The sequence below is a fragment of the Sunxiuqinia elliptica genome (assembly GCF_900113005.1).
Lineage (GTDB): Bacteria > Bacteroidota > Bacteroidia > Bacteroidales > Prolixibacteraceae > Sunxiuqinia > Sunxiuqinia elliptica.
The window spans coordinates 1,147,747-1,160,752 of record NZ_FONW01000001.1 but is presented as its reverse complement, the minus strand read 5'-3'; the positions used below and the strand labels follow the sequence as shown (position 1 = coordinate 1,160,752).

The 13,006-nt window shown below is 43.4% G+C and carries 7 protein-coding genes; all 7 read left to right on the top strand.

Annotated elements, in window-relative coordinates; genetic code table 11:
- Window positions 1-1,135 (top strand): HYR domain-containing protein (locus BM156_RS20670; protein WP_170846859.1); only part of this gene is annotated, 1,135 nt, incomplete at its 5' end.
- 12 nt (window positions 1,136-1,147) lie between these two features.
- Window positions 1,148-1,351 (top strand): hypothetical protein, encoded by a 204-nt coding sequence (locus tag BM156_RS04630; RefSeq protein ID WP_093918632.1) that lies wholly within the window; start codon window positions 1,148-1,150, stop codon window positions 1,349-1,351.
- 48 nt (window positions 1,352-1,399) lie between these two features.
- The gene (locus BM156_RS04625) at window positions 1,400-2,557 is read left to right on the top strand and encodes a hypothetical protein (RefSeq protein ID WP_093918631.1); all 1,158 of its coding nucleotides are present in this window, start codon (window positions 1,400-1,402) and stop codon (window positions 2,555-2,557) included.
- A gap of 687 nt (window positions 2,558-3,244) precedes the next feature.
- Window positions 3,245-3,454 carry a hypothetical protein gene (locus tag BM156_RS04620; RefSeq protein ID WP_093918630.1) on the top strand — a complete coding sequence of 70 codons (210 nt, stop codon included), beginning with the start codon at window positions 3,245-3,247 and terminating at the stop codon, window positions 3,452-3,454.
- 19 nt (window positions 3,455-3,473) lie between these two features.
- Window positions 3,474-4,166, top strand: a complete 693-nt coding sequence (locus BM156_RS04615) for a hypothetical protein (protein WP_139218213.1) — start codon at window positions 3,474-3,476, stop codon at window positions 4,164-4,166.
- A gap of 3 nt (window positions 4,167-4,169) precedes the next feature.
- Window positions 4,170-11,954, top strand: a complete 7,785-nt coding sequence (locus BM156_RS04610; protein WP_093918628.1) for an Ig-like domain-containing protein — start codon at window positions 4,170-4,172, stop codon at window positions 11,952-11,954.
- An 18-nt stretch (window positions 11,955-11,972) separates the two neighbouring features.
- Window positions 11,973-12,941 carry a PorP/SprF family type IX secretion system membrane protein gene (locus BM156_RS04605; RefSeq protein ID WP_093918627.1) on the top strand — a complete coding sequence of 323 codons (969 nt, stop codon included), beginning with the start codon at window positions 11,973-11,975 and terminating at the stop codon, window positions 12,939-12,941.
- Window positions 12,942-13,006 lie beyond the last annotated feature (65 nt).

Below are 13,006 nucleotides of genomic sequence, written 5' to 3'. Positions count from 1 at the left end.
AACAACAGTTACCTGGACCATTACCGATGCTTCAGGCAATGTAACCACCTGTGAGCAAACCATTACGGTTAACGATCTCCTTCCACAGCTTGAATGTCCTGAGAATATTGTTGTTCAGGCCGAATACGACAAAACCTACAACTCCAATGTTTCGTTGGATCCTCCGACCTGGGGAGACAATTGCCCCGACCCTGTTCTTACATGGGAATTGGTTCCACCAACTGGATATGAAACACAATACGATGTAAGTGAGCTTACAGGAACAGGTGTTTATCCCAACCCAAACCTCTTTTACCTAGGGACAACAAGAATCACCTACACAGTGACCGATACCAATGAGAATACAAAAAACTGTTCTTTCACGGTCACTGTTTTGGGAGCCCCTGAAATTACTTGTGCTGATGATATTACAAGAACAACCGACGCTGATGTTTGCTCAGCGACTTTTGATCCGGGCATTCCAACTCTTAATACCGGGACTCCGCCAATTAGTTGGACCTGGACCATTACGAACCCGGATGGAACGACTCAGACTGGCAGCAGCACCGGTAACGCACCTGATCCATCCCCTACGCCTATTGGAAACTATGAATTTCAACTAGGCATAACAACCATTACCTGGCGGGCAGATAATATTTCAGGCTATGACGAGTGTACTCAAACGATTACGATTACAGACGGGCAGGAACCAGTAATCACCAGTCTAAACCCAATAGAAGAATGCGTAGAAGCGCTATCAGAAGCAATTTACTACCCCCCTACAATCGATATTAACCCAACTCGACCGGACTACTTCCTATTTGAAGCAGGCAGTACCTCGTTGGACTTGGACTTAACAACAGTAACAGATAATTGTGCACCGGATTGTGATTACTCTGTGCGTTGGCAAATTGATTTTTCACCAACGCCTGATCCAGTCCCACCACACAACATGATAACGCAACCGAGCCTCACTGGAACAGGTCAACTATCGACCTACACTAGTGATATTAAATTCCCTGGAGATGGTGTCAATTTTACCAACATCGTTCACACCATTACCTACTGGGTGGAAGACTGTAACGGCAACGAATCGGCGCCAAAACAAACAACCATCACGATAACACCAAGACCTAATATTATAAAAATGAACTAAAAATTATTGCCTATGAAAAATGGGAGTTCGATTTTTTTAGGACCATTTAAATCGTCTCCCTTAAAAAAAAGAAAAAACAAAGATATGAAGCATCGCTGCTTCTTAAAACCAATGCCAATGCACGGAACAAGCGAATCGGCTTTTAGTAGCCCTACTGAAAAATCAGGAACCAATAATCACCCGATTTTGATGCTGCACAGGCAGCAAAAAAACTAAAACAAACTTTTAAAAAACAAGCATTTATTCATTTAAAAATCTACAATTATGAAAAAGCAAATTTTAACTCTGACATTATTCGTACTGGCTATCTTTGCCGGTAGTTATTCTGTTTTTGGACAAGCGACTGTCCTTAATCAAGCAATTACAGCCTCCCAACCAATCCCAGCACTAAGCTGTGTCGCAGGCTCTGAACCACTACATCCATATCCGGGACAATCCTATACTTATACCATGGATGGATCATCAGGAGCAGAAACTGCAGATGAATGGACTTGGTTTGTTACTAAAGATCCTGAGTTTATCAATGCCACAGGTCTCAATACAGCAAACATGCTAACAACAGCCTCTGGCGACCTATTAAACGTAGGAACGAATTACGGTACAGCAACAGCTGGAGCTAATAGTATTGACATCACGTGGTCCCCTGAAGTCTTAGCCAATACACTATACCAAGGAACTCCAGGAACAGATCCTTCTCCAACATTTGTTGTTGGATACGCCACAGGAACGAACTGTGCAGACAATATCCAAGTATACGAAATCAATCCTAAGTTCAACTTTACCATTGACATTGCCAATGTTGATACAGTTAATTCAACACTTGGCTGGGATGCAGCATTCTCTCAATGTGTAGACATTGTACGAAGCGCCACCTATAACAGTACGACTAAAGAAATTGATGTCAATTATGGTAAAGACATCCTCTATTTTGAAGTGGCTGCAGCAAACTTTGTTACCGATTTTACACCAACTTTCCATCTGATCAGTGGACTAGTGGGAACACAGACAGCTGTTGTTACCCTTCATCCGTCATTAGCTGACGCCAAAGCCGGGACCAATGTTGCTGCAACTGCAAACTGGGATGCAACAAGCGTAGGTACAGACTGGGCCACAGGTGTCCAATTTACATCCAGCGACCCTGCTCTGGTTGTTTCGGGTGTGTCCTTATTTGTTAAGGTCGTTATTTCAAATAACACAGAAGAGTCTTTAACAGACAATATATTTGCCCTTGCTGTTGATGCTCAAGACAACAACCAAACCGGAATCTGGGATATGGAAGACGATGACTGTACGACAGCAACTGATGCTGCAGACCAAGCTGACTTTGCAGAACATACCGTTACTCCACGTCCTCAAATTGACCATGCAACACCAGACGCTGGCGCACCAGATCCAACAACTGTAATTACAAAAACACCTTGATCATAAAAAATGACTTAAATGCTTTTTCATAACCAGATATCCTTTCCCGCCCCGGGCCTCCGGGGTGGGAAATGGCCGTCGGGGAACGAAAATGTAACTACCAAATGAAGCGAAGGAAAGCAGATAGTATGCTTAAGCCGGGAATGAATCAGAGTTCCTGCTTCCGAATGAATGATCAACAAATCACTCAACTGGAATGATTATGCACAAACTGTCGACATAGCATCCTTCAACGACCTAGTCTGTCACAGACGACTCACCAAGATTGGATCCGGAATGTACAAGGAATGAAGCATGAATGAAATGATATGATGATGTACAAGACACTGTTTCCGGGAAGGAAAATTTGCAACGGACAAATTACTCCGAACAGGAGTCGTATAGCCCAATGCCAAGCCCGGCAGAGAGCGGATCTACCAATCAATACACCAAATTATTTGCAAACAGCATGATCGACAAAACATGTGATACTCATGACAAATAACAACAGGGGAAAACCTCCGGAACAAGTCCTTTATGGATTCAGTAACCGAGGAGCACCTTCATTTCGTCAACCACATGCCCTAAGCCCCAATTGCATGAGGAAAAGACAGGCTGAACTCAGGCTTGAAAAGTCTGAAACAGGATAACTATAGCCAATTCAATCGATATGACCAAACACAAAAATGAAAGCAAAATGGAACGACGATGAATAAGCAATGGCAACAAAGTAATCCGGATAAGTCAATCCTAAAAATTGACTTGACAGGAAAGCTATGTCTGAAACGAAGCCAGCATGATGCTAAAAAATTCAATTCTGAATTAAGTCCTATTTCTGCTCAGTGGTTAGCAGGTAGGACAGACTATAAGCAGGTTTTTACAAAGAAAATAGCAACATGCAAATACGGAAGTAATTAAAAGAAATTCAACGAAGTAAGTGAAGCGACTTTTGTACCATATTAGCTGTCTGGCACTGGTAATCTTACCAGTACTGCTGACTGTGGCTCCTGCCATAGCCCAGACACCTGTGTACCAAGGTCAAACCACTGAAATTGGCGTTGAACCCAAACCAGGAGACACCTATACCTGGGAAATCTACAACGATTCAACCATCAACTTTGCCACTGTTGCAGGCACTGCCGTTGCTGACGGCGAGGCTAGTTTTGTAGATGGTATCAATACCGGGCCAACAATCCAAGTAACCTGGCTCGAACCAGGCATCTATTTCTTTAAAGTAACTGCCGTAGATATTGAAGGCTGTACCAACAACCTTCAAATTGGCCGAATCAAGATCCGTGAATCTTTACCAACAGCGGAGTTGAACTTGGATCCAAATGAAATCTGTATCAATGATGACGCGCTCATCATCGTCACCTTAACCGGAAATCCCGCCTGGGAGATCACCGTAGAAGAAAGTGATCTCGATGGAAATGTTACAGGTTACAACACCTATTCAGGCATTGAAGCTGATGAGAATCCTTATGAAATTGCTGTTAGCCCTATGCAAACAACAATCTACCGGGTAGTTCAAGTCAAGGATAAGTATGGCGAGAACCTGGATCCATCAAACAGTGTCAGCTTGACCGTTCATCCGTTACCGGCGAAGTCGAAAATTTATTTGAAAGAATAGTTCATGAAACGATTGATGTACATATTGACTCTCCTACTGTTTGCTGCCACTGTGGCGGCCCAGGAGCCCTATGTCATTGATCGGGTATGTCAAGGAATTGAACGCACTTACCGGATTGACGGAGAAGCTGGATCGAGCTGGAAATGGATGCTCTCCGATGCTGATGGCAATGCCATAGCTCTGAGTAACCCTGCTGGTACCGACTTTAGCGATACCGACAAGGACGGCAATCCAATACAAGGAAGCGAAATTACCATTGACTGGGAAGTTGTTCCGGGCACCTACGATCTTTCGGTCGAACAAACAAGCATTCATGGCTGTATTGTGCATGAGCTTGGACAGGTAGAAGTTTATCCGGATGCGGAAGCCGATGCCGGAAATCCACTAACAGTTTGTGTTGATGATCCGATTGTACTGACTGAAGCAAGCGCCACAGAATACAGCTCGCTTGAATGGACAAGCTCCGGAGATGGTACCTTTGACGATGCCACCTTACTTAATCCAAGCTATACCGCTGGAGAAAATGATAAACAAAATGGATCAGTTATCCTCACCCTTACCGCACAAGGTCTACTGAATAACGGCACCTGTGAACCGGCTGTATCAACCATCGAGGTGACAATCAATCCAATTCCAAATCTTGTAATTAATGACCCCGGTCCAATATGTGAACCTGAAACATTCAAGCTCTCAGACCCATTAATTACTGCAGGAAGTGAAACAGGGCTTGAATTTACCTACTGGAAAGACATTGATGCAACAGAACAATTGCAAAATTATACTGACATCGCAACTAGCGGGACGTACTACATAAAAGGCACTAACCCAACAACTGGCTGCTATGCTATTAAACCCGTAACACTGACAATCAATCCAATGCCTAGTTTGGTCATCACAGATCCTGATCCGGTTTGTGAACCAACGACCATTGACTTAACTGATCCTGCCAGAACTGCTGGTAGCGAAGCCGAACTTGACTTCAGCTACTGGAAAGACATTAATGCAACAGAGCAATTGCTAGATTATACTGCAGTTGCAGTTAGCAAAACATACTACATCAAAGCAACCAACCCAACAACTGGCTGCTATGATATTCAAGAAATAAATATCAACATTAACCCGCAACCGGAATTAACCATTACAGATCCTGATCCGGTTTGTGAGCCTACAACCATTGACTTAACTGATCCTGCTATTTTTGCAGGAAGTAAAGTCCCTGCTTCTTCTGATACCACCTATTGGGAAGATGCTATGGCAACAATTCCGCTAACAAACTATACAGCCATTGCAACATCTGGAACTTACTTCATCAAGTTACAGGCACCTGGTGGATGTTCTGATGTTCAGCCAGTCAATATTTCAATCAATCCACGTCCTGGACTGATAATTACAGATCCCGATCCGGTTTGTGAACCAGAAACTGTAGATCTTTCTCGCCCTGAAGTCACAGCAGGAAGTGAACCAGGTATGGTATTGACTTATTGGGAAGATGCTACAGCATCAATTCCGTTGGATAACTACAATAATGTAACTTCAAGTGGAAGCTACTACATCAAATCAACCAATCCAACAACCAACTGCGAGATCATAGAACTGGTAGAAGTTACAATCAACCCGCTCCCAAATCTGGTGATTGTAAATCCTGATCCGGTTTGTGAACCAGAAACGGTTGACCTATCTAATCCATCAATAACGACAGGATCCGAAACTGGACTCCTATTCACATACTGGGAAGATTTTGACGCCACTTTACCATTAAGCAATTACCAAACAATTAATACCGGTGGCAACTATTACATAAAAGCAGAGAATCCAACAACCGGATGCTATAACGTTAAAGAAGTAACGGTTGTTATCAATCCTCAACCAGTACTAATTCTTAATGATCCACAAGAGGTCTGTGCGCCAAACATTGTTGACCTGTCAGATCTATCAGTTACTCAAGGAAGCGCAGTCGGAATAGCTCTTTCATATTGGGAAGATATTGATGCAACACAGCCTCTAGATAATTATAACGCAATAACTGTAAACGGAACTTACTATATTAAAGGCACTGATCCAACAACTGGCTGCTATGATATTAAACCAATAACAGTAACCATCTATCCAATACCAAATCTCGTTATCGTAGATCCTGATCCGGTTTGTGAACCAACAACCATTGACTTAACTGATCCTGCCAGAACTGCTGGAAGCGATGCCGGACTTGACTTCAGCTACTGGAAAGACATTAATGCGACAGAGCAATTGCTAGATTATACTGCAGTTGCAGTTAGCGGAACATACTACATCAAAGGAACGAACCCAACAACTGGCTGCTATGATATTCAAAAAGTAAATATCACCATTAACCCACAACCGGAATTAACCATTACAGATCCTGATCCGGTTTGTGAGCCGGCAACTATCGACTTAACTGATCCAGCTATTTTGGCAGGAAGTAAAGTCCCTGCATCTTCTGACACAACCTACTGGGAAGATGCTATGGCAACAATTCCGCTAACAAACTATACAGCCATTGCAACATCTGGGACTTACTTCATCAAATTACAAGCACCTGGTGGATGTTCTGATGTTCAGCCAGTCAATATTTCAATCAATCCACGTCCTGGTCTCGTTATCACAAATCCCGATCCGGTTTGTGAACCAGAAACTGTAGATCTTTCACTCCCTGAAGTGACAGCAGGAAGTGAACCAGGTATGGTATTGACTTATTGGGAAGATGCTAAGGCAACAATTCCGTTGGATAACTACAATAATGTAACTTCAAGTGGAAGCTACTACATCAAATCAAACAATCCAACAACCGGCTGTGAAATCGTCAAGTTAGTAGAAGTAATCGTAAGCCCTCAACCTGAATTATTCATTTCCAACCCTGCCCCAGTTTGTGAACCAACAACTGTTGATATTACACTGCCTTCAATCACTGCTGGAAGTATTATTCCATCACCACCTACAATTTCATATTGGATGGATTCAGACACAACAATTTCCATTGACAATCCTACCGAAATTGCAGTTGATGGCACCTATTACATTAAAGTTCAGGCTCCAGGAGGATGTTTTGATGTAAAACCGGTCATTGTAACAATCACTCCTCTACCTGGTCTCGTTATTACGAATCCCGATCCAGTTTGTGAGCCATCAACTGTTGATCTTTCACTCCCTGAAGTCACAGCAGGAAGTGAACCCGGTATGGTTTTGACTTATTGGGAAGATGCTGCAGCAACAATTCCTTTGGATAACTACAATAATGTAACTTCAAGTGGAAGCTACTTCATCAAATCAACCAATCCAACAACCAATTGCACTAGTATTGAAAAAGTTGAGGTTACAATCAATTCAACACCAAATCTAGTTATTTCCGATCCTCCAGCTGTCTGTGAACCAGCAGCCGTTGATTTGACAGATGAATTAATTACAATTGGAAGTGATCCAAATTTAACTTTCTCTTATTGGCAGGATGCAGATGCCTCAATCCCATTGGATAACTATTCCGCTATTTCAGAAAGTGGAGTCTACTACATTATGGGTGAGGATCAAATAACAGGGTGTAGAGCCATTGCTGCGGTTAATGTTCTCATTAACGAACAACCACAACTCGTTATCACGAATCCACCAGCAATTTGCGAGCCGGGAATAGTCGACCTAACAGATCCAACGATAAGATCAGGGAGCACCATCCCTCCATCTTCAATCATTAGCTATTGGAAAGATGCAGCAGCATCAATCCCTGTCAGTTCCCCTGAAAATATTAGCTCAACGGGTACCTACTATATAGAAATAGTAGCTGGATCAAATTGCTCTGAAATAAAACCAGTAGAAGTAATAGTCAATCCTCGTCCTCAACTAGTCATAACAGACCCACCTGTAGTGTGTGAGCCTAAAACAATTGATTTGAGTAATCCGATAATTACGCAAGGAAGCAGCACTGATCTTCCATTAACGTACTGGCTAGATCAAAACGCAACAACACCATTGACCAATTATGATGCTATCAACAAGAGTGGAACATATTATATCAAAGCAACCCAAAACGGATTATGTCCAATTATAAAACCAGTTAATGTTGTAATTAGTAAGCCGCCCAACTTAGTCACCACAAACCCATTAGCTATCTGCGAACCAGGAACGGTCGATATTACAGCACCTTCGGTTACTGCCGGAAGTACAATTCCAGCTACAGCCGTCATTTCTTATTGGTTAGACAGTAACACCTCTCAACCATTGAGCCAATCGGATGCTGAGCAGATTAGCGTAGGAGCAACTTACTACATCCGTGTTGACGTTGGCAATGACTGCTATGATGTTAAACCCGTTGAAGTCACCATTTATCCGGAGCCTGATTTGATCATTCAAGATCCAATAGCTGTTTGCGAACCGGATGTAATTGACCTTACGACATCTGAAATTACGCCAGGACTTGACCCAGCACTGGTGAAAACCTACTGGCATGACCAAGCCGCCACGAATGAAATTTCAGATCCAACAACGATAAGCGTTGAAGGAACATATTACATCCAAGTTGAAAGTGCTAATAACTGTACAAACATTGAACCCGTTCAAGTTATCATCAACAAGCCTGATGCTTTATCATTCAACCTGCAAACACAACTATGCGTGAACAGCGCGCCACCAGCACTTCCTACAACCTCGGTGGGAGGCATCACCGGAAGCTGGAATCCGGCAACAATTTCCACCGACCAAACCGGATTCTTTGATTATGTGTTTACACCTGATCCGGGGCAGTGTGCAGTTGAAAACACAGTTACCGTCGAGATTACCGATGAGATAGTACCGATATTTGATCCAATGGGGCCTTACTGTTTAGGAACAACGCCTCCTGCACTGCCTACAGTTTCAAACAACAACATCACGGGTAGCTGGTCGCCAGCTGTTATTTCAACAGACCACCTAGGCACAGACACCTACACATTTACGCCTGATCCGGGGCAGTGTGCGACGAGTACAACAATTGACATCACCATTGAGCAATCATTGAGTTTGGATGCCACTCCGATGAACATTGACTGTAAGGGAGACAATAGTGGCTCAATCCAGTTAACAGTCACTGGTGGCTCAGGCTCGTACAGCTACGCCTGGAGCAATGGAGCGACCACCCGCAACATTGCCAACTTGTATGCCGGAACTTACCAAGTAACCGTTGTAGACCAGATCTCAGGATGTGAAAACGACATTTCAGTAACAGTCTCCGAACCGAATTTGAACGATAATGAAGATCCGACATTGACTGCGCCTCCGGCTGTTCATACACAATGCTCTACCAATTGGCCAGCTCCTTACACAACTTACAGCGAGTTTGATGCTGCGGGCGGCTATGCAACCGACAACCTAGGCTATGATGTTTCAACATTTGAGTATGTCTCGGAACAAAGCAGCCAAAGTGGACAAAGCATAACCCTTGAACGAATCTACCGGATTCGGGACTATTGTGGCAACCCAGCTACAGCGATTCAGGTATTCCAATCGAAAGACGACATACCTCCTAAAGCCATCTGTAACTCGATTGAAATCAGCGTTGATGAAAATGGTCAATATCAGCTGACTAATATTGATGTTCAAGAAATTGCACAGGGATCATACGACAACTGTACATCATTCGATGACCTTGTTTTAGACTTCAGCCCAATGATATTTGACTGTGAAATGGTCGGGACAACAGCAACGGGAACCCTTACCGTCACTGACTTAAGTGGCAACGTAAGTACCTGTGAGGCAACGATCATTATCCTGGATACTTTTGCTCCGGAGATCACCTGCCAGTCAGTCACCCTGTATCTTGACGAAAATGGCCAAGCCAATTTAGGTGTTGACGATGTGCTGACTGGAGTTGACGACAATTGCGGCATTGACAACATCTCCCTCAGCCAAACCGAATTCTTCTGTGAAGATGTTGGTACACAACCCGAGGTTATCACTGTTACAGATATTCATGGCTTATCCGCAAGCTGCGAGTTCAATGTTACCGTATTGGATACCATCAAGCCTCGAGTAACCTGCCATGATCTGGAAGTTCTGCTCGACAGAAGTGAGCAATTCACACTAACTTACGACCTAATCAGCAGTGACATCTGGGATGAATGTGGAGTTGAACGCATTGAAATCAGCAAAGACCTGCTCACTTGTGCAGACATTGGCCTCAACCCAGTAACCATCACAGTGTACGATGTTAATGGTAACTCCAATGAGTGTACTTCCAACGTTACCGTTATTGCAGATAACCAGCAACCGGTTGCCACTAATGATGTGGACACAACCATCATGAATATCAGCACAACCATTGCTGTTTTGGATAACGACTACGATCCAGATGGAAGCATTATTCCAAGCTCAATCACTATTACTAAAAATCCAGCACACGGAAGCTTGCAAATCAATAGCGACAACACCATCACTTATACTCCGAACAACCAATACACTGGTCCAGATAAGTTCACTTATCAGATTTGCGATGATGGCGTTCCTTGTGAGACAAAATGCGACGAAGCAACCGTTAGCTTAACCGTTCTGGTTCCAAACGTCGCTCCGGTTGCAACTGTTGATCAATTTGCAGGAGGCTGTTATACCATCTTCGGAAGCCTGTTGTACAACGATTATGATCCGAATGGCGATCAAATCATCATCAACACAACGCCAACGCTTGAGCCAAGCCAGGGAGTCGTTACCATTTTTGCTGATGGCACTTTCCGTTACGAGTTTGAACGCGGCGATGCCTTTATCGATAGCTTCCGTTATCAAATTTGCGATGACAATCCTTATCCATTGTGCTCTGAAACCACAGTTTACATCACCATCTTCGCCGATGCAGACTGTGATGGTGTTGCAGACCATATCGATATTGACGATGACAATGATGGTATTATCGACGTTGTGGAAGGAGACCGCGCGGTAGATACCGATGGTGACGGTATTCCGGATAGTCTCGATATTGATGCCGATAACGATGGAATTATCGACATTATTGAGGCACAGGAAGAGAACAAATACATTCCTCCAAGCGGAATCGACAATAACGAAAATGGTTTGGATGACATTTATGAACAAGGCTCTCAATTAGGACTCGACCCAACAGATACCGATGGTGATGGAGATCCGGATTATGTCGATACGGATTCAGACAATGACAATGTACCTGACTACATTGAAGGTTACGACATTGGAGCGAAAGGAATTGCTGAGCTTGTTCCTGAAATTTCGGATATTGATGGTGATGGTTTAGACGATGCTTACGATAACTTCCTGGGCGGATTCAATGAGAACGACTTGGATGACCCATTTGGAACGAATCCACACTTGCAGGATTTCGACAATGACGGTACCCGTGACTGGCGCGATACCGATGATGACAATGACATGATTCCTACAGCACATGAAGATTTGAACAACAACAATATATATTTTGATGATGATCTGGACTTTGATGGTCACCCGGAATATCTCGACTATCAAGGAGAATGTACCATGTTCATTCCGGAAGGATTCTCCCCAAACGGAGATGGAATTCATGATTTCTTCCAAATCTATTGCATCGATAATTACCCGAATGCGAAACTTCTAATTTTTGACCGTTGGGGGAACAAGATGTATGAACATGACAAATATGGAAACCTCAGTTATTGGGGAAGCTTTGAAAAAGCATGGTGGGATGGAAGTCGTACCAATGAAGGTGCGTTTAGTGGAGAAAAATTGAAGCCAGGCAACTACCTGTATGTACTCGTCAAAGGGGACGGAAATACAGAAAAAGGGTTTGTGATGGTTTCTTATTAATGGTCATTATTATTTGAAATGTTAAGGATTCTCAACATATCGAAACAGTTTTTCCGCGGATTTAGAATACTCATTCTAATCTTGTTGGGAGGGGTATGGAGTTTTTCAGGTCGGGCGCAATCCGATCCGATATTTACGCAATATATGAACAGCATACAAACGGTTAATCCAGCCTATGCAGGGATGTGGGAGAAAGTCGGCGTACAGGTATTTACCCGCCGCTACTACGTTGGACACGATGGAGCACCGCTGACCCGATCGGTTTGTTTCTACACTCCGGTGAAAAATGAAAACAACGGTATTGGACTCAATATTGTGGACGACCGGATTGGCTACGAGAAGAAACTCACCGTTACGGCCGACTACGCCTACCAAGTTCGATTGGACTGGAAAACCTACTTGCGCTTAGGGCTCAAGGCCGGTTTCATCAATTACGATAACCTGCTTACGCAATATAAGCTTTATCCTGATGGCATTGACGACCCCATGTTTATGGATGATGTGGACATCAATTTCATGGTGAGTTGGGGCATTGGGGCAATGGTTTACACCAAAGACTATTACATAAGTTTGTCTATTCCGCAGATTATTGAAAATGATTTCAGGGCCAACCGCAATAACTACTCCTCATTGGCCGAGTTGCGTTATGCCTACCTGATTGGGGGATACATTTTTGGGAAACAACGACAAATTCGCTTTAAACCATCCTTCATGGTGAAAGGCGCCATTGGAGCTCCTGTACAAGCCGACCTTGCCGCCAATTTCATGTTCTACAATAAGTTTTGGATTGGGGCCATGTACCGCACAAATCACACCGTAGCAGCGGTTATGCAACTTTCTGTATTGAAAAACCTGCGCATTGGCTATGCCGTTGATTATTCCGTCGCCCAGGAATTCCGAAAATATCAACTAGGAACCCACGAAATAAGGCTCATTTATGAATACGACTTCTATAAACGCCCGTATACAAAGAAGAGATTCTTCTAGCATTTTTAGGACCATTAAAATGCTTACCAACAAGAAAGCTGGAGAAATATCTCCAGCTTTTTTTA

Excerpts from the sequence above, each read along its gene's own strand:
- BM156_RS04625 (WP_093918631.1), top strand. The coding sequence starts at position 1,400 with ATGAAAAAGCAAATTTTAACTCTGACATTATTCGTACTGGCTATCTTT.
- BM156_RS04620 (WP_093918630.1), top strand. The coding sequence starts at position 3,245 with ATGAATAAGCAATGGCAACAAAGTAATCCGGATAAGTCAATCCTAAAA.
- BM156_RS04630 (WP_093918632.1), top strand. The coding sequence starts at position 1,148 with ATGAAAAATGGGAGTTCGATTTTTTTAGGACCATTTAAATCGTCTCCC.
- BM156_RS04610 (WP_093918628.1), top strand. The coding sequence starts at position 4,170 with ATGAAACGATTGATGTACATATTGACTCTCCTACTGTTTGCTGCCACT.
- BM156_RS04605 (WP_093918627.1), top strand. The coding sequence starts at position 11,973 with ATGTTAAGGATTCTCAACATATCGAAACAGTTTTTCCGCGGATTTAGA.